The 18400-nt window shown below is 40.2% G+C and carries 17 protein-coding genes; 9 read left to right on the top strand and 8 right to left on the bottom strand.

All coding sequences use genetic code 11. The features are described from left to right. Positions 1-2: 2 nt before the first annotated feature. Genes trpA through trpE form a run of 8 tightly spaced genes read right to left on the bottom strand, consistent with a single transcriptional unit; the run spans position 3 to position 7588 of the window. Entirely contained in the window at positions 3-803 is an 801-nt protein-coding gene (gene trpA / locus B155_RS0102035) for a tryptophan synthase subunit alpha (protein ID WP_018126571.1), read from the bottom strand. A gap of 5 nt (positions 804-808) precedes the next feature. Further along, positions 809-2008, bottom strand: a complete 1200-nt coding sequence (trpB, locus tag B155_RS0102040; protein ID WP_018126572.1) for a tryptophan synthase subunit beta — start codon at positions 2006-2008, stop codon at positions 809-811. A 42-nt stretch (positions 2009-2050) separates the two neighbouring features. Beyond that, positions 2051-2704 carry a phosphoribosylanthranilate isomerase gene (locus B155_RS0102045; protein WP_018126573.1) on the bottom strand — a complete coding sequence of 218 codons (654 nt, stop codon included), beginning with the start codon at positions 2702-2704 and terminating at the stop codon, positions 2051-2053. Beyond that, the gene (gene trpC / locus B155_RS0102050; RefSeq protein WP_018126574.1) at positions 2697-3542 is read right to left on the bottom strand and encodes an indole-3-glycerol phosphate synthase TrpC; all 846 of its coding nucleotides are present in this window, start codon (positions 3540-3542) and stop codon (positions 2697-2699) included. The genes B155_RS0102045 and trpC overlap by 8 nt, the downstream gene beginning before the upstream one ends. Continuing rightward, positions 3542-4582 (bottom strand): anthranilate phosphoribosyltransferase, encoded by a 1041-nt coding sequence (trpD, locus tag B155_RS0102055; RefSeq protein ID WP_018126575.1) that lies wholly within the window; start codon positions 4580-4582, stop codon positions 3542-3544. The genes trpC and trpD overlap by 1 nt, the downstream gene beginning before the upstream one ends. After that, positions 4579-5142 (bottom strand): anthranilate synthase component II, encoded by a 564-nt coding sequence (locus B155_RS0102060; RefSeq protein WP_018126576.1) that lies wholly within the window; start codon positions 5140-5142, stop codon positions 4579-4581. The genes trpD and B155_RS0102060 overlap by 4 nt, the downstream gene beginning before the upstream one ends. Position 5143: 1 nt before the next feature. Then, the gene (trpS, locus tag B155_RS0102065; RefSeq protein WP_018126577.1) at positions 5144-6127 is read right to left on the bottom strand and encodes a tryptophan--tRNA ligase; all 984 of its coding nucleotides are present in this window, start codon (positions 6125-6127) and stop codon (positions 5144-5146) included. After that, positions 6128-7588, bottom strand: coding sequence for an anthranilate synthase component I (gene trpE / locus B155_RS0102070; RefSeq protein WP_018126578.1), 1461 nt, complete (start codon positions 7586-7588; stop codon positions 6128-6130). Positions 7589-7937: 349 nt separating this feature from the next. Here trpE and B155_RS0102075 point away from each other — a divergent pair, with 349 nt between their 5' ends. From B155_RS0102075 to wecB, 9 genes are read left to right on the top strand one after another with little or no spacing between them, the layout of a single operon-like run. Beyond that, a complete protein-coding gene (locus B155_RS0102075) occupies positions 7938-8750 on the top strand; it encodes a hypothetical protein (protein WP_169331258.1) in 813 nt (270 codons plus the stop codon). Continuing rightward, positions 8751-10358, top strand: coding sequence for a sialidase family protein (locus B155_RS0102080; RefSeq protein ID WP_018126580.1), 1608 nt, complete (start codon positions 8751-8753; stop codon positions 10356-10358). After that, entirely contained in the window at positions 10355-11389 is a 1035-nt protein-coding gene (locus tag B155_RS0102085) for a PorV/PorQ family protein (RefSeq protein WP_157464701.1), read from the top strand. The genes B155_RS0102080 and B155_RS0102085 overlap by 4 nt, the downstream gene beginning before the upstream one ends. After that, positions 11386-12330, top strand: coding sequence for a PorV/PorQ family protein (locus B155_RS0102090; RefSeq protein ID WP_018126582.1), 945 nt, complete (start codon positions 11386-11388; stop codon positions 12328-12330). Before B155_RS0102085 ends, B155_RS0102090 begins: the two co-directional genes overlap by 4 nt. 4 nt (positions 12331-12334) lie before the next feature. Beyond that, positions 12335-13360: a glycosyltransferase gene (locus B155_RS0102095; RefSeq protein ID WP_169331259.1), complete on the top strand. Its 1026-nt coding sequence runs from the start codon at positions 12335-12337 to the stop codon at positions 13358-13360. Beyond that, positions 13347-14750, top strand: coding sequence for an oligosaccharide flippase family protein (locus B155_RS0102100; protein ID WP_018126584.1), 1404 nt, complete (start codon positions 13347-13349; stop codon positions 14748-14750). The genes B155_RS0102095 and B155_RS0102100 overlap by 14 nt, the downstream gene beginning before the upstream one ends. Further along, a complete protein-coding gene (locus B155_RS0102105) occupies positions 14747-16279 on the top strand; it encodes a polysaccharide deacetylase family protein (protein WP_018126585.1) in 1533 nt (510 codons plus the stop codon). The genes B155_RS0102100 and B155_RS0102105 overlap by 4 nt, the downstream gene beginning before the upstream one ends. Then, positions 16276-17310 carry a glycosyltransferase family 4 protein gene (locus tag B155_RS0102110; RefSeq protein ID WP_018126586.1) on the top strand — a complete coding sequence of 345 codons (1035 nt, stop codon included), beginning with the start codon at positions 16276-16278 and terminating at the stop codon, positions 17308-17310. The genes B155_RS0102105 and B155_RS0102110 overlap by 4 nt, the downstream gene beginning before the upstream one ends. Beyond that, positions 17307-18398 carry a non-hydrolyzing UDP-N-acetylglucosamine 2-epimerase gene (gene wecB, locus B155_RS0102115; protein WP_018126587.1) on the top strand — a complete coding sequence of 364 codons (1092 nt, stop codon included), beginning with the start codon at positions 17307-17309 and terminating at the stop codon, positions 18396-18398. Before B155_RS0102110 ends, wecB begins: the two co-directional genes overlap by 4 nt. The last annotated feature ends 2 nt before the right edge of the window (positions 18399-18400 follow it).

Here is an 18400-nt window from a genome sequence, read left to right on the forward strand (position 1 = left end):
GGTTATTTATTTCCAAATTTTAAAGTGTTAACAAACGAAAATAGATCTTGTTTCCAATTGGAATCAGGATAAGCATTTCGAATAACATTAATTAGGGCACTTCCAACGATAAATCCATCGGCATTTGATGCGATACGAGTTGCATCCTCGTAGGACTTAATGCCAAAGCCAACCATAACAGGATTTTTGGTGATATTGGTTCGAACTCTTTCGATGAACCGATCTACAGAATTAGATACTTCATCCCCATCTCTAGCACCTGTTACTCCGGTAACACTTACGCAGTACACAAAACCATCTGATTTCTGATCTGCAAGCTGCATCCGTTCATCCGAAGTGTTTGGAGCTACTAAATAAATGATTGGAATGTTATTCGCTTTCGCCTCTTCGGTAATAATTCCTTCTTCATCCACTGGAATATCTGGCAATATTAAGCCGTCCACTCCTACTGCAGATGCTTTTTCGCAAAAAGCTTTCACGCCATAGCGTAATATCGGGTTCATATACCCCATCAAAACGATTGGAATTTCAGATTGTGTTCTAATCTGAGTTACCATTTCAAAAATCTTATCAATGGTAATGCCGTTTGATATAGCAATATCACTCGAGTATTGAATAGTCGGCCCATCTGCTAGTGGATCACTAAATGGAATCCCCAGCTCGATGATATCAGCCCCTTGCTCTTCCATTCCTAAAACTAGTTCCACAGTAGCGTCTAAAGTGGGATACCCTGCCGTAATGAAAAGACTCATGAGCTTCTCATTTGAGCCCTTTTCATTGAATTTTTTCGTTAGTCTATTCATTGATTCTATAAATTTTCTGAAATTGTTCCCATATCCTTATCACCTCTACCCGAAAGGTTTACAACCACTACCTCATCTTTTTTGGTAGATGGCATAAGGTTTTCTAACCATGCAAAAGCATGAGCGGTTTCAAGCGCAGGGATAATGCCTTCTTTCTTAGACAAGAGCTTTACAGCTTCCATTGCTTCCGCATCGGTAACGGCATGATATTTTACTCGACCTGAGTCGTGTAAGTATGAATGTTCAGGACCAATTCCAGGGTAATCGAGTCCCGCACTAATAGAGTGTGCTAACTCAATCTGCCCATTTTCATCATGTAGTAAATAGCTTAGTGAGCCGTGCAAAATTCCTGGTGTTCCTTTTGTAAGAGTGGCTGCAGTCTTACCAGAGTCAACGCCATAGCCCGCAGCTTCAACGCCTATAATTTTTACGCTTTCATCATTTATGAATGGATAAAAGAAGCCCATCGCATTCGACCCTCCTCCTACACAGGCTACTAGATAGTCGGGTAGGCGGTTTTCACGTTCCATTAATTGACGCTTGGTCTCATCCCCAATCACACGGTGGAAGTTTCTCACCATCATAGGGTATGGATGTGGGCCTACTACCGAGCCAATGATATAAAATGTGTCTTCAACATTCGTTACCCAATCACGAATCGCTTCATTCGTAGCATCCTTTAGTGTTTTTGAACCTGATTCTACTGAGCGTACTTCAGCACCTAATAAAGTCATTCGATCTACATTCAGCTTTTGGCGGACCATGTCTTCAGCACCCATATACACTACACATTCCAAGCCAAACTTAGCACAGGCCGTAGCAGTAGCCACTCCATGTTGACCAGCTCCTGTCTCAGCAATGATGCGTGTTTTACCCATACGTTGTGCCAATAACACCTGTCCGATGGCATTATTAATCTTATGGGCTCCGGTATGACACAGATCTTCGCGCTTTAAATAGATTTTAGCTTTGCCATAATGCTCGGTCAGTTTATCAGCGAAGGTCAGCTTAGTTGGTCGACCCACATATTCATTTAATAACTGCTCATACTGTTCATTAAACGCTGGGTCTTTGCTGGCCTTTAGGTACTCCGCTTCAAGCGCTTGTACTGCAGGTATTAAAATCTCTGGGACAAACTTTCCCCCAAAGTTACCGAAATAACCACGCTCATCGGGCTGTTGATACTCTTTTAATGATTCAGACATAGTGATTTATGGGTATTAATATTCTTTCTTGATGATGGATAATTAGCCTTCTTCGCTATCCCAAATAGAACGCATTTCATCCATGAATGCTTCTACTTTTTCAAAATCTTTAAGACCGGGTTCTTCTTCTAGGCTTGATGAAACATCAATCCCGTAGGGCTTAACAGTAGAAACAGCACTTTTTAGATTCTCTACGTTTATACCACCTGATAAAAAGAACGGCTTTGGAATAGATGCTTCAGACAGTACTGACCAGTCGAACGTAGTGCCTGTTCCGCCCCATTGATCTCCCAATTTGGTGTCAAACAAGAAATAATCGGCAACGTCTGCATAGGAATTCACGGATTCGATCACTGATTCTGTAGTCGATTCTTCAGTGATGTGAATCACCTTCATTACCGGTTTTTCAATTAGTTCGCAGTACTCAACAGATTCACTTCCATGTAATTGAACCAAATCAATACCCGTTTGTTTGGCTGTTGAATTGACTTCATCTAAAGGCTGGTTTACAAACACACCCACTTTTTTAGGGCCTTCCAACCAGTTGATGATAGCTCCAGCTTGTGCGGGTTCGATGTATCGTGGGCTCTTTTCATAGAATATAAAGCCTAAGTAATCGACCATTGCCCCAGAAGCGTATCGAGCATCTTCAAGGTTTGTAATTCCACAGATTTTTAAGTTCGTTCTTTCAGCCATTCAATAGGTCCTTTTCAAATACTTGTTTTGTCGATGTTAGTAATTCGCCTACCGCTTTCCCGGGGTGTGGTTGGCGCATAAAATATTCACCAATGAGTGCCGAATGTATGCCTTCTTTCATCAATAGCGCCATGTCTTGCCCGGATGACAAACCGCTTTCAGATACTAAAACGGTATCCTCTGGTGCTTGTTTAAGGATGCTTATGCCTCGATGCACATCGACTTCAAAATTTCGAAGATCTCGGTTATTCACTCCTAAGATGTCTACTTTTTCAAAATCTAAACGATCAAAGTCAGCTTGGTCATAACATTCTACCAATGCTGACAATTCGAATTCTTTCGCGGCAGCTAAAAGCTCATCCAACTGCTGCCCATCAGTGATGGCAACAATGATTAAAAAAGCGTCGGCTCCAAAAGCTTTTGCTTCTTTAACTTGGTAAGGGTCAATGATAAAGTCTTTCCGAAGCAGTGGCAATGCCACTTGTTTTGAGATAGCTTCTAAATAGGCTAAATTTCCTTTAAAAAAGGGCTGATCTGTAAGTACAGAAAGCGCAGAAGCACCGCCTTCTTCATATTGTTTTGCAATAGTAATCGGGTCGAAGTCCTCTCGGATTATACCTTTTGATGGTGAAGCCTTTTTTACTTCTGCAATTACGGTAGGTGGATGTATAGTTTCCGTTAATCCACTTACAGAACCTTTTGCTAATGCAGCTTTAAAGTCTATACGTTCTTTTTCGAATCCCTCCATGGAATGCAAATCGGTGTAGCTCACCTCTCGCATTCTATGCTTTAGATCAATTCTGGTCTGTTCAACAATTTTATCTAGAATGGTAGACATCAGTACTTAAATACCCCCATTGCATCATTTGTAGCATCTATAAAGTTATTAAACACTTTTCTTGCTTTACCTGATTCAAGGCTATCTATTGCCTTTTCTTTGGCTTCTTCTAGGCTACTTACTAGCCCCGAAGCTTTAATTGCGAAGGTGGCATTTATAAGAACAATATCTTTTTGGGCATCCGTACACTTATTCGCTAGAATAGATTTTAGTATCTGAGCATTTTTTTCGGCATCATCGCCCATCAATTGCTCCATGTTATGAAGCTCAAAGCCAAGTGAGGTTGGGCTAAATCGCTCGGAAGCAGAAACTGATTTATTACTGAGTTCAAAGATGGTGGATGAACCTGTTATACTCACTTCATCTAAGCCATCATCTGCACTAAAAGTGTAAGCGTACTCGGTTTCTAGATTTGCAAGGATATTAGCCATTTTGTGGGCTACTTCGGTATCAAAAGCACCTATAACGTATTTTTTCACGCCAGCAGGGTTCGCCATAGGACCTAGAATATTGAAGAATGTTCTAAAGCCTAAAGATCGTCTAGTTGGCATCACGTACTTCATAGCAGGGTGAAACATAGGGGCAAACATAAAGGCCATTCCAACCTCATTGTACACTTGCTCTACTCCTTCTTTTCCTAATTCTATAGCTGCGCCAAGGTGTTCTAAAACATCCGCACTTCCACATTTACTCGAAGCACTTCTATTACCGTGTTTAATAACTGGCACTCCTGCACCTGCAACAACAAAACTTGCAGCTGTGGAGATGTTAAACGTACCAGATTTATCCCCGCCTGTACCAACAAGGTCGATAGCATTGGTTACGTCAACGTCTACTTTAACAGACTTCTCACGCATTACCTTTACGAAAGCCGTGAGTTCTTCCACAGTTTCGCCTTTGATACGTAATGCCGTTAAAAAGGACGCTATTTGATCGCCTTCAATTTCACCTTCCATAATCTGTGTTAAGGCCCATCCCGCTTCAATAAGTGTGAGGTCTTCTGAAAAGGAAAGTTTGTTTAATATACTTTTGAATGTCATGATTGCAGTAACCAGTTGGTGATCATTTTAGGTCCTTCTGTTGTCAAGATACTTTCAGGGTGAAACTGAATTCCTTGAATAGGATACTCCTTGTGTCGCACCCCCATTATAACATCGCCAGATTTAGCTGTGATTTCGAGCACATCAGGGATGCTATTCGGAGCTAGTACTAGTGAATGATATCGAGTAGCCGTACAGTTTGGTTCAACATCTTTGAATATAAACTTGCCATCATGTTCTACCTGTGAAACCTTGCCGTGCATTAAGTTAGGTGCGTAGTCAACTTTTGCTCCAAACACTTCTCCAATGGCTTGATGCCCTAAACACACGCCCAAAATTGGGGTGGTTTTCCCAAGTTCTTCAATTACTTTTTTGCTGATTCCAGCATCACTTGGTCTTCCCGGACCAGGGGAAATCAAAATCTTAGAAGGCTTCATTTCTTTGATTTCATCTAGTGTACATTCGTCGTTCCGAATCACTTTGTAATCATCGGTTTGTGCCGCTACTAGATGAACCAAATTGTATGTAAAGGAATCGTAGTTATCGATTATCAGAACCATCTCAGAAACTCCTAATGATACCTGTTGCTTCGCGAATCGGTTCCATCACAGATTCTGCTCTAGTGCGTGCTTTTTTACCACCTTCTCTAAGTACGTCTTTTACATAATCTAAATCGTTTTCGAGAGCCTTTCGTTTTTCACGGGCTTCTCCGAAGTATTCATTCACAAGATCGAGCAATTCTAACTTTGCATGCCCATAGCCATAGCCCCCTGCTCTATACTTATCTGCGATTTCAGCTTGGCGTTCTTTTGAAGCAAAGAGCTTAATCAATGCAAACACATTGTCGGTATCTGGATCCTTCGGGTCTTCCAATTCTTTTGAATCCGTTTGAATACTCATGATTATTTTCTTGAGCTTTTTACCTTCCTCAAAGATTGGAATGGTGTTCTGATAGCTCTTACTCATCTTTCTACCATCAATACCGGGTACTATCGCAACCGTTTTCACAATATGTTCTTCTGGAAGCTTTAAGTATTCACCATCATACGCACGGTTGAATTTCCCTGCTAAATCGCGAGCTATTTCAATGTTCTGCTTTTGATCTTCCCCAACCGGAACTACATCCGAGTGATATATAAGGATATCAGCTGCTTGAAGTATGGGATAGCTAAACAAACCGATATTTGGTTTTAAACCAGCAGCTATTTTGTCTTTGTAAGAAACTCCTTTCTCCATTAAACTCACAGGACAAAGCGTTCCTAGCATCCAAGATAGTTCGGTTACTTGTGGCACATCCGATTGTGCAAAAAATGTAGCAGTTTTGGGATCTAACCCTAATGCTAGGTAATCAAGCGTTACATCAATGGTATTTTGATACAACTGCTTCCCATCATTCAGAGAAGTTAGCGAGTGATAATTGGCGATGAAGTAGAAGGTATCACCTTCAGCCTGCATATTAATATGCTGTCTCATGGCTCCAAAATAGTTCCCTATATGAAGTCGGCCCGATGGCTGAATACCTGAAAGTATAGTTTTTTTAGTCATTTACTTAATATCCAATGCTACGCTAAGTGCCTGAACAAGAGCACCTGCTTTATTTTGTGTTTCTTCGAATTCTTTATCTGGATCACTATCGGCTACAATACCTGCACCCGCTTGAATATAGACTTTACTATCTGTTACAACCATAGTTCTTATGGCTATACATGTGTCCATATTTCCTGAAAAGTCAAAATAACCAACCGCACCTGCATAAATACCTCGTTTGGTTGGCTCTAAATCGTCAATTATTTCCATGGCCCTAATCTTTGGAGCCCCACTTACTGTACCTGCAGGGAAACATTGCATGAGGGCATCAACAGCGGTACGATTCGGCTCGATGGTTCCGGTAACGTCACTCACAATATGCATTACATGCGAGTAGCGCTCAATCACTTGATTGCGTTCCATTTTAACCGAACCGGGCACGCATACTCTAGACAGATCATTTCGACCTAAGTCTACCAGCATAATATGCTCTGCAACTTCCTTAGGATCATTTTTCAATTCCACTTCAAGATCTAAATCTTCTTGATGGGTCTTCCCTCGTGGACGCGTTCCAGCAATAGGAAGTACTCTTACTTCGGTGTCCTGAACTCTCACTAATACCTCGGGAGATGAACCCACTAGCTGGAAATCATCGAAATCTAAAAAGAAGAGATAAGGTGATGGGTTTACCATTCGTAATGCCCTGTATAACATAAAGGCATCCCCACTCATTGAAGCTTCGAATCGTTGCGAAAGCACTACTTGAAAGATGTCTCCTTCATAGATATGTTCTTTCGCTGTTTTCACCATATTGGTGAATTGATTTCGCTCAATATTACTGCTTAGAGAATCTGTATCAATTTTAAAGTCTCTGGCTTTGTAATTGGACGAAAGAGCGGCTTCTTCCATCATATCTAAATCGTTAAGTGCATCCTCATAGAGTGATTCCACATCTGCACCCTCTTCTATAAATACGGTCTTGATCAATACTACTTGATGCTTAACATGGTCGAAAGCAAAAATCTGATCATAGAAACACCAGATGGCATCAGGTAACTGGAGATCATCTTCTGGGATGTTTGGCAGATGCTCAACCAATCGAAATGTATCATAGGATGAGAACCCAACAGCCCCACCCGTTAATCGTGGAAGTTCAGGCACCATGGGCTCTGAATACTTTGAAGTATGATGTTTTAGCACTTCAAAGTAATCCTGATCGATTACTGTAGTCCCTTCCTTAGTTTCTAAAGTAGTTTGGCTACCGTCGTACTTTAACTTCTGATAGGGATTCCGTCCTATAAATGAATAACGAGCAAGCTGCTCCCCACCCTCTACCGATTCTAACAAAAACGGATGTTCGGCGTTTTCACGAATATTCATGAATAACGACACAGGGGTCAAAACATCAGCCAATAGGCGTTTAAACACCGGTATTGCTGTGTACGACTGAGCTAATTTTAAAAATGTTTCTTTTTTCATTAGGCAAAAAAAAACCCACTCTTCCGAAGGAACAGTGGGTATGTGAAAATTTCTTTCTCTGAACTATTTACGCAACGTACCCACTGCTTGTATAAGCACTAGGCCACCACCAAATAATGTTTTGTTGCATGTTCATCATAACGGTTGCGAATATAGGAGCGTCTACTTTTAATAGCAACGCCAATTACCCTCCGTTTTAAAAAAGACTGTAAAAATTCTTTCCGTCTTCTACTATTACAGACTTTGCTTGAAATCCCCCTTTTGATTGAGTAATATCTTCTCGAACCAATAAGAACATCGCCTATATTATATCGTTACTATTCCTCAACTTGTATTTAATTTGCGATAATTGCTTTCATCTAACTTTTCATGCTTGGTTCTACTCTGCAGTACTCTGTTCGTAACAGTGGCGTGCAACGACCCTTTACCATTGGAAGAACCCACTTCCGAAAATCCTTATGTCCGGAATTTAGAAGTTAATCCAGATACTATTCGATTTGAACTCAGTGATGGCCAAAAGGACACACTATTAACTATTTCCCTTCAAGTTGATGGATATAATTTCGAAGTCGATTCTGTACCGAACTACCTTGTATTTAGTTCAGATAATGAAGAAGCCATACTTACAGGTAGTTTCCCTGCTAATTTCAGTCCTATAACCCAATTTAGCACTTCCATTAATATTCCCACTAATACCATCGATTTTGATGAATATACCGTGATTGTATTTCCTAAACGTATATCTGAAAATTCATCTTATACGCTAGCTACACTTCCTCAAATAGGCGTTCCTGTAAATGCCCCTGAAATTTTGTTCGTTGATAACCCAAATCAAGTAGTTATCCCTTCTGGAAGTAATACCACCACGGTTAAATTTATAGCCAAAGTTGAAGACTTAGATGGACAATCAAACATCGATCATGTGTATTTGAATTTCAGGAATGAAGATGGAAGTTTATTAAGCGCTACTCCCTTCGACTTACTAGATGATGGTGGTTCAACCAGTGGTGATGAAACAGCTGCCGATTCCGTGTATACTCGCACCTTTATTATAGACAGTAGTAACACCCCTAATAACCGAACGGCTCTCTATTGGGCGATAGATAAAGCCGGTTTAAGTAGCGATACCTTAACAGCACCTTTTAACATCATTAGTAATTAAATGAGCATTAAGTCATTACTTATTTTCGGTGCTAGCCTCTTCATTACGACGCAATTGTGGGCACAAAAAGCCTATATCGTTGATTCAAAATTTAATTCCATACGTCAAAACTCTGTCTCTTCAATGGAAGGCATCGGAGATACATTATGGATCAGTCCTATATTAAATCGAAATATTGGGAATGCCTACGATTGGTATTTAACCGAAAACGCAGATAGTCTTGTTAATGGACGTGGCTCGGTTTTCTCAATCGATTTAGCCCCCGATACCCTAGTAGCTGGACTGGGATTTACTTCTGAAACCCCTGACGGGAATTTCCCCGCTGCAATGGGATACTATTTTAGTATTGATGGTGGTGATACTTGGCGATTTTCTGAATTTCTCCTCGATGCCCGGCCAGAAACAGGGTGTTCATCAAGCAATAGCTGTGATACCACTTTTGTATATGGTGGTGAAACATATACTCGTACTAGAATCACCGTTAAGGAACAGTCACCCCCTTATGATGTGGCATTCCGATCCAATGTTGTGTTCTCGGCTAATTGGGCCTCAGGTTTATTACGAAGCACAGATTTTGGCAATTCTTGGGAACGTGTAATACTTCCACCTGAAAACGCTTCGGTTTTAACCCCTACTCAACAAGACTATTTTTGGTTTACATGCAACAGCACTCAAAATGGCCGATGTGTTGAAAGTGAAAATAAATACAACCCCATTTTTGATGACAACCTCAAAGCATTCGGTTTACACATTGATGATCAACAACGTGTGTGGCTTGGAACTGCAGCTGGCATCAACATTTCAGACAATGCGTTAACAGCGCCTACAGACTCTATTGAATGGCGCCACATTGTATTTAACGGAGCCGACGATGGATTGCTCGGGAGTTGGATTATAGAAATTGAGCAAGAACCAGGTACAAATCGTGTTTGGATGACAAACTGGTTAGTGAACAGTGCCGCAGGCGAGCAGTTTGGAATTGTATCCACAGATAACGGTGGGCAAAGCTTCAACCAATATCTGAAAGGTATAAAGATCAACAGTATTGAGTTTAAAGATGGTGCGATTATAGCCGCCGGTGATAATGGATTATATATCTCAGAAAATGGAGGCACTAGTTGGACAAAGCTCCCTTCTATTAAAAGTGCCAATGCATTTATTCGCGAGGGTGCTCGATTCCTTTCATTAGCAACCACATCCGATCGATTATGGGTTGGAACTAACGACGGAATTGCTTCAACCAATGATCTTGGTGTTACATGGGAAGTACATCGGGTTAATTTCCCGCTTGAGGGTGGAAATATTCATGAACCCAATGCTAAATCCGTAAATACTTATGCATACCCGAACCCTTTTTCGCCTTCCCAAAGTGGATTAACTCGCATTCGATATGAAGTAGATAAGAATAGCACCGTACGCATTCGTGTATTTGATTTCGGAATGAACTTAATAAGTGAACTAACCAACCAAGATTATACGCCTGGTGATTATGAAACTACTTGGGATGGTAAAGATCGCTTCGGACGAAGAGTGGCAAACGGCACTTATATATATATCATCGAATTTGATGGGCAAACAGTTCATGGTAAAATTTCGGTGATAGAATGAAACTACGCGTCATACCTATACTAACACTACTAGTTCTCGTAGCCTCAACTATGGCTCATGCACAAAGTGGTGGTTTTGCAGGTGCATCCTTTCGGTTAGGCTTTGGTCCTAAGAGTATGGCTATGGGAAATGCATCGAGTGCCCATACAAAACATGGTAGCTATGCATTCTATAACCCCGCTCTTTCTGCAATTAAAGCCGATTATACTCAATTAGATTTAAGTGTAGCTGCATTAGCCTTTGACCGAAATCTTCAATCGGCTGGGATTAAATTTGATCTACCTCCTACCGCTGGTTTAAGCTTTAACCTATTGCATGCAGGTGTTTCAAACATTGATGGACGAAGTCAAAGTGGGTATCCATCGCAAGATTATGATTCTGGTGAATATCAGTTGTTAGCTGCATTCGGTCTTCGATTGAGTTCTAAGTTTAATGCCGGAATTGGATTCAAACTCAATTATTCTAGCCTCCATCCTGATCTAGAAGCAGCATCAACGGTAGGAATTGATATTGGGACTCTCTATCACCTGAATGAGGAAATTAATATCGCGTTCGTAATTCAAGATTTATTAGCTGAATACCAATGGAATTCAGCCGAATTATACAACTCATCTAATGCTCGAAATGTCATTAATAAATTTCCTGTACGCTATAAATGGGCAGTGGCTTACCAAGTAGAAAAGTACACATTATCGGTGGAATATGAGCTTCAGTCAATGAAATCGGAAGTTGACAGCGAGGAGCCTTTTGTAAGTAATGGTGAAGTTACATTTATTGAAACTATTGAGACCATAAGCTCTTCAGCTAAGCAATTACGATTCGGTGGATCTTGGTTGGCACACGAACGCGTTACCATCTACGGCGGCTATCAAGTGCACGACCTTTCCGAGAAGAATAGTAATGGTCTATCCACTGGTTTTTCAGTACATCTTCCATTTGATAAATTTTCACCATCCATCGACTATGCCTTTATCACCGAGCCTTATCAAGTATCAAACATGCATATGTTTTCAATTAATCTGAAGTTATGAAATCGATTTTATTCGTATGTATTCTGAGTGTATTCCCAATAATAGCTCAGTCCCAAAACTCAGGATTCAATTTCCTGAAGCAAGCGCCAAATACGGCTGCAATTGGTATCTCTGGGGCTTCTACAGCAACCCCACAAGGTGCAGCATCAAGCTATATGAATCCAGCTTTGTTGTCATTAAATACTTCCTCTACCATCGACCTCAGCTACTCTCATTGGATTGATGATACCAATTACCTATTTGGCGGAATTAACTTCGTGAAGGGTAACCGAGCAATATCATTCGGTGTGTATAACAATAGTAGCAGTGGCTTTGAACAACGGAATAACCCTGGCGACCCCAATGGTGAGTTCTCCGTGAACTACCTCTCCTTGAGTGGTGCAATTGCATACGACTTCAACTACTTCTCGATTGGTGCTACGGCTCAGTATTTAAATGAAGATTCTTATATCTACCAAGCGAATGGCTTCGCTTTCAATCTTGGAATCGCTACCTCATTTGCTGAAGACAAAATACGTGCAGGCCTGTCTGTAATTAACTTGGGCGAAATGGAAGAACTCAACGAAACGGCTTCCGCCCTTCCAAAAGAACTTAGAACGGGTGTGGCCTTCGACTTGTTTAGTTATACCCATCCTAAAAGCCCCGATTTACCCATTGAGTTATCTGCATCTTTAGATTTCGTACATCCATTAGAATCTGATTCAAACAACAATGGAAGTGATGTAGTGAATGAGTTACCCGATTATTTCAACATGAGTATTCAGTTTCTAATTGCCGAATCCGTTCAACTAACAGGTGGATACAGAACTGATGATTCAGCTCGTTCAACTTCATTCGGGGCCGGCTTTCTGCTAGATCAACTGTCTGTTCATTATGCATTAGTACCATATGAATTAGGCTTCGGCACCCTACATTCTATCGGACTTCAATATAAATTTTAATCTATTGGTACGATTAAACTCCATACGAGAGCTTTATTCATCTATATACCCTAGCGGGGCTAAGGTATTCGTAACCCCTAAAATAGATTTCAATCACTATCGTACAGACTACCTATACTGCTTATACCAAGAACTCATCTTAGACGGTGAAACTTATTCCGTGCGGAGTTTATCTGTATTTGAACATTTCCGTCCGTTATGGGCATTAATGAAACGAAAACCTGTAATCTGGCACTATCACTGGCTAGAATTTCAGGATGCTAAAGCACTATTGGGCATGCCGTGGAAACTTGTGTGCTTATACCTCTTCCACTTGTTTGGCGGGCCTATCATCTGGACGATCCACAATAAGATTCCCCACGACCGAAAGTTTTTAAATCTACATGCATCTATACATCGATGGTTTGCAAAACTTGCTACAAACATCCATGTGCATTGTGCACAAGTAATAGTTGACCTTAGTGAATTTTATAAAGTATCCCCCAACAAATTCCGAGTATTCGAGCACCCAAAGTACTTGGTACATCTAAAGCCAAGAAATAAAGCTACTCAAACACTTCGAACTGAATATTTGATAAATCTTGATTCAGCCAAACCCACTATTCTACTCTTTGGGCAAATTTCACATTACAAGAAAATCGATACATTTTTAGAAGAGTGGAGTTCAAAAACTCCTCAATCTCAAGTAGTAGTTGCTGGAAATATTAAAAAAGGAAATGGAGAAATAGCTAAAACCATTCAGGCCTTTGCCCATGATCATGATCAAGTTTTTATCTACCCTCATTTTGTTGACGACCAAGGAGTAGAAACGTTTTTTAGTGCCAGTGACCTTGTCGTTATCAATAACAAAGAGGTATTAAATTCTGGGGTCTTTCATTTAGCACGAACTATGAAGGTTCCTGTGGTTGCGCCAAAACAAGGTTGTATGCAAGCACATGAAGAAGATGAACACGTTTATCTTTTTGATAATGAAGAGCAAAAGTGGGCGCTTATTCAGCAGCTTTTAAAGGAAGTAAATGACTCGAATTAAACAAAAAGCATCATTAATAGCTTTTGGAGATTTAAGCTCCAGAGGACTCGCTTTTCTAGCCTCTATTTATTTAGCGCGGGTGTTAGGTGCGGAATACTATGGGTTAATTACCGTAGCTATAGCTGTTTTGGGTTATACCACTTGGGCGGCAGATTTAGGCTTGGTTCATATTGGTGTTCGTGAAGTAGCCAAAGATCCAGCGCAAAGGGCATTCAGCGTCAAAGACATCTTTAACTTAAAAGTACTTCTAGGCGCTGCTGTTTTAGTTATCGCGACTATTGTTACTAGTATTTTACCACTTGAAAGCATACAGAAGCAGGTGATATTGGGGTATCTCTATTCCCTTATTCCTTATTCATTGATGATTGAATGGTTCTTTAATGGGAAGCAGCAGTTTGGTAAAGTGGCATTCTCGAAATTCATGAATGGCATATTCTATTTCATACTCGTAGTGTTACTTATTAAACGTCCTGAGGACGTCACTTTTCTACCCATATTGTACACCTTTGGGGTAACTACCGCCGTTGTTATACTGGCCACCTTTGCTCTCATTGATAAACCCTTCGTTACGCCATCAAAGGGTACTAGTATTTATCCTGAGCTCTTGAAAAAAAGCTCTTTAATTGGTGTGGGGGGTATATTTGCTCAAGTAGTGCAGTTGCTTCCGCCTATCCTCATTGCAGCGAGTTTATCCATGCATGATGTGGGTATCTATGGGGCCGCATTTCGAGTAGTGTTAATAGCCATGTTACTAGATCGGATTTTTGTAAACCTTCTATTACCTAACCTTTCTGCAATCTGGACTTCCGATAAAAAATTAGCAGAACAGCGAGTTCGAATGGTGCTTAACATCATCATTGTTGGGGGAACACTTATAGCACTATTGATGATTGTAAATGCTAAACCAATTGTTCAAACCCTATTTGGAACCGAGTATATAGAAAGTGCACCAATACTTCAGATTTTATCACTATTTGTCTTCTTCACCTTTTTGAACAGTCTATTTTCATTTGGGTTACTTGCTACGAGCAACGACAAAGCCTATTTCAATAGCACTGTGCTGGGTGGTGTTTTAGCTACTCTAGTTATCATTATCGGTGCATTTATTGGCAATACCATGACCGCAGCCATAGGTGTTGTTGTGGCTGAATGTTTCCTAATGTTATGTTCTTATTTTTGGTTCCGAAAAGTGATCTTCATCAAGCCCCTACTCCCAATATTTATCATGCTGGTTTTAGGGGGAATACTCTTTACTGCTATTGAGTTACTTAACCCACATCTCATTATCGCAAACCTTTTGATTTTGGTAACCATCCCATTGGGCAGTTGGTATTCTAAAGTGATTAAGATTGGTGAATTAAACTGGTTAAGAGAAAAGCTCATTCGATGAAAAAACGACTCTGCATAGGTGTTCACAGTCCTTCAGTAGTTCTAAGAGAGCTCTTAAACAGTTTGGGAGTTTGGTACCAAGAGATCTCTAGTTTTGAAGATTTGGAGTCGCATTATTCGGCTATAATTATTGAAAATGATTCTCATTTCTCCCCCGAACAGCTTCAGAATATAGATAGGTATAAGGCGAACCATGGAGCCATCCTTCAAATAGCCACCAAAAGCCAAATTCTTACGAGTAAACTCACCCAACGCTTTGTAAAACGCATTTGGAATACCGAAAGTCATCCGTTATTCCATCACATTCCATATATGGATGTGTATCAAACGGTTGCTCTATGTTCGAATTCAGATTTGTTTGGTGGACTAATACATTTCGAAGAACCAAATGTTGGCTTTATCGGAATCGATGCTTCCAACATTGAATATACAGCTCAGAGTACACGGAAGTACTTTTCAAGTCACATTGAACCCAACCCTGATGAACTTGTTGCGAATCTATCTCTAGGTGTATTGCAAGACATAGTATACCGCTGTTTACTACAACTTCACTTAAATCAAGATCTACCCTTAGTAACAAAATGGACTTCCCCCTCTACTAAGCCCTACTTTGGGTTTAGAATTGATTCAGATTTTGGTACAAAGGAAAAGCTTGATGAGCTTTACCACCTTTTAAAAGCGGAAAAGATAAAGGGGACCTGGTTTTTACACGTTAAGCAGCATGAGGAATATTTAGATCACCTAAAAAGCTACGAAAACCAAGAGCTAGCATTTCATGGGTATGAACACGGCACCTCTTCTTCGCCTGCAAAAACATCTATTAATTTAAATAGAGGTATGGATGTTTTATCTGATCATGGGATAAAGCCCAATGGTTATTGCGCTCCCTATGGTATCTGGAATCAAGCCATGTGGGATACTATCAAAGATTTTGACCTGCACTATTTATCCGATTTCTCAATTAGCTATGACGCCTTACCGCATACTCTTTCCATTGAAAAGCGTGAGTTCTTACAAATTCCTATTCACCCTATCTGCACGGGTAGCTTAAGTAGAAAACGATATTCCTCTTCAATGATGGAGGAATATTTTCTCAACTATGCTGAACAACAAATCGGACTACAGAAGCCACTCATGCTCTATCATCATCCTATGCAAAAAGGACTTGAGGCACTGAAAAGTATATTTAAATGGGTAAATGAAAAGAAATTACCCTCCCTTAGTTTTAGTGAGATTACATCATTCTGCCAAGAACGAGCTTCACTAAGTTTTGAAGCGTATCTACACAATGGAGCTCTAACAATTTCCACTCAATCTGACTCTAAATTCCTTTTTGGCGTTCAATCTAAAGTTGATAGCATTCTAGTGATGCCTCAGACTAAACAACAGCATAGCACTGAATCTGGAGAATTGATTACCTTATCCACGCAAAAGGCATTTACAGAACAACAGCTAAGCAAATTAAAAGGGAATCGTTTGGCTTTACTTAAAACTAGTATCATAGATTGGAAAAACAGGGAGCGATTATGAAAGTTGGTTTCATTGCCCCTCAATCCATTGCTGCGGTGAACGGTGGCGTTCGTACTCAAGCACTTATGACCGCCCAGCATCTGAAAAATCTAGGCGTTGAGGTTGTTTTAGTCTCACCGTGGGATCAACTCAATGAACTTGATATAGATCTATACCACGTATTTAGTGCGAGCATCGAGAATATTGGTATTCTTCGACAATTAAATGCCCTCGATAAGAAAATAGTGCTATCTCCGGTGATGTATTCCAATCGATCCTCCTCTACGGTAAAGTCGATATTGAAAGGAGAAAACCTGGTTGGGAAACTCCATGAGGGCATGTTTTCAGAGTTTAGAATCAAACAGCAAGCTTGTACTTTAGCTACTCATTTAGTTCCTAATACCTTAGCAGAAGCATCTTTAATTATTGAAGGATTATCCATTCCGAGTCATAAAATAGATCCTATTCCCAATGGCGTAGAAGAACGATTCAAGGATGCCTCTCTTACTTTGTTTGAGGATACCTATGGTATTAAAGACTTCATACTCTTTGTTGGTCATGCTTCTTCAAAAAGGAAAAATGTATACTCATTACTTGAAGCGAGTAAAAGCATAAACCATCCCGTGGTGATTATAGGATCTTTTGATCAATCCGAATACAGTAAACAGTGTACTCAACTAGCTGAAAGCTTAGCTCATGTTACTATCATTGATGCATTGCCACACGACTCTGAAATGCTCGCATCTGCATATGCTGCATGTAAAACCTTTGTACTTCCTTCTTTGTTTGAAACGCCTGGCATTGCGGCTATGGAAGCTGCTTTAGCAGGTGCAAATATTGTAATTACGGAAAAAGGTGGGACCCAAGAGTATTTCAAAGATTTTGCGATATATATTGATCCTACATCTACTTCATCCATTTCTGAAGCTCTTGAATCCTCACAAATGAAAGGGAAAAACAATCAATTAAGAGACCATATCCAATCCCGATATCTATGGTCTGAAGTGGCTAAACAAACATTAACGGTATACCAAAAAGTATTGAACTCATGAATATCGGAATACTCTTTGGTACCCGTCCTGAAATAATTAAGCTAGCTCCAGTTTATAAGGAATTACAAAACAGAGCAATTCCCACTACGGTCATTCACACTGGGCAACATGAAGAATTAGCATCAAGTATGTTGGATCTATTTCAGATTAAGGTAGACTACAACCTGAAGAGCATGCACCATGCACCGGGATTAGCAGCTCTAACCGAGTATTTACTTCATCACCTTTCCAAGCTATTGCGTACGATTAAATTAGATGCGCTCATTGTTCAAGGCGATACCACTTCTGCTTATGTTGGTGCCTTAGCGGCGTTTTATTTAAAGATACCTGTATATCACGTGGAAGCTGGACTTCGATCTTTTGATATGCATAATCCATTTCCTGAAGAATTAAATCGAAAACAAATTAGTGCCATTGCAACCCATCATTTTGCACCAACTACGCAAGCAATACATAATCTAGTGAATGAGGGAATTTCAGAAGATGCCATTACGCTAACTGGCAACACTGTTGTTGATGCCCTAAAGACAATTCGTGCTCTTTCTAATTACCAAAACTCAACCCCTTCCCTTTTATCATCCATTTCACAGGAAGATAAACTGGTGCTCCTTACACTTCACCGTCGTGAAAACATCGGGAAGCCATTCATTCAGGTATTGAAAGCGATTCATCAATTGTTGGTAGTAGAACCAAACATTATCGTGTTATTCCCTGCACATCCTAACCCGAAATTACAGGAGAGCATTGAAGCCTTTTCAGTGAACAACGAACGGTTCAAAATTCTATCACCGCTTGGATATGTTGAATTTCAGCACTTATTAGATCGTTGTGATTTAATATTAACTGACTCAGGTGGACTTCAAGAGGAAGCCGCAGCACTTGGGAAAAAGTTATTGGTATTGCGAACCAAGACGGAACGTCAGGAGCTTCTAGATTCAGACTTTACTGAATTACTTGGTACAGATCCCAAAAAGATTGTTGAAGCTACACATCGTGTTCTTTCGAATGCATCCAAAAAAATGCCCTTATCCGTTTATGGAGATGGGAATACAGCTAAAAAAATTGTTGATCACTTACTAACTAGATAGCT

The organism is Balneola vulgaris DSM 17893 (assembly GCF_000375465.1).
GTDB classification, from domain to species: Bacteria; Bacteroidota; Rhodothermia; order Balneolales; family Balneolaceae; genus Balneola; species Balneola vulgaris.

What these genes read in the sequence shown, in the direction of transcription:
- trpE (WP_018126578.1), bottom strand. Translation starts at nt 7,588, where the DNA reads ATGAAAAAAGAAACATTTTTAAAATTAGCTCAGTCGTACACAGCAATA.
- trpD (WP_018126575.1), bottom strand. Translation starts at nt 4,582, where the DNA reads ATGACATTCAAAAGTATATTAAACAAACTTTCCTTTTCAGAAGACCTC.
- B155_RS0102110 (WP_018126586.1), top strand. Translation starts at nt 16,276, where the DNA reads ATGAAAGTTGGTTTCATTGCCCCTCAATCCATTGCTGCGGTGAACGGT.
- B155_RS0102045 (WP_018126573.1), bottom strand. Translation starts at nt 2,704, where the DNA reads ATGGCTGAAAGAACGAACTTAAAAATCTGTGGAATTACAAACCTTGAA.
- trpS (WP_018126577.1), bottom strand. Translation starts at nt 6,127, where the DNA reads ATGACTAAAAAAACTATACTTTCAGGTATTCAGCCATCGGGCCGACTT.
- B155_RS0102105 (WP_018126585.1), top strand. Translation starts at nt 14,747, where the DNA reads ATGAAAAAACGACTCTGCATAGGTGTTCACAGTCCTTCAGTAGTTCTA.
- trpC (WP_018126574.1), bottom strand. Translation starts at nt 3,542, where the DNA reads ATGTCTACCATTCTAGATAAAATTGTTGAACAGACCAGAATTGATCTA.
- B155_RS0102100 (WP_018126584.1), top strand. Translation starts at nt 13,347, where the DNA reads ATGACTCGAATTAAACAAAAAGCATCATTAATAGCTTTTGGAGATTTA.
- trpA (WP_018126571.1), bottom strand. Translation starts at nt 803, where the DNA reads ATGAATAGACTAACGAAAAAATTCAATGAAAAGGGCTCAAATGAGAAG.
- wecB (WP_018126587.1), top strand. Translation starts at nt 17,307, where the DNA reads ATGAATATCGGAATACTCTTTGGTACCCGTCCTGAAATAATTAAGCTA.
- trpB (WP_018126572.1), bottom strand. Translation starts at nt 2,008, where the DNA reads ATGTCTGAATCATTAAAAGAGTATCAACAGCCCGATGAGCGTGGTTAT.
- B155_RS0102090 (WP_018126582.1), top strand. Translation starts at nt 11,386, where the DNA reads ATGAAATCGATTTTATTCGTATGTATTCTGAGTGTATTCCCAATAATA.
- B155_RS0102060 (WP_018126576.1), bottom strand. Translation starts at nt 5,142, where the DNA reads ATGGTTCTGATAATCGATAACTACGATTCCTTTACATACAATTTGGTT.
- B155_RS0102080 (WP_018126580.1), top strand. Translation starts at nt 8,751, where the DNA reads ATGAGCATTAAGTCATTACTTATTTTCGGTGCTAGCCTCTTCATTACG.
- B155_RS0102085 (WP_157464701.1), top strand. Translation starts at nt 10,355, where the DNA reads ATGAAACTACGCGTCATACCTATACTAACACTACTAGTTCTCGTAGCC.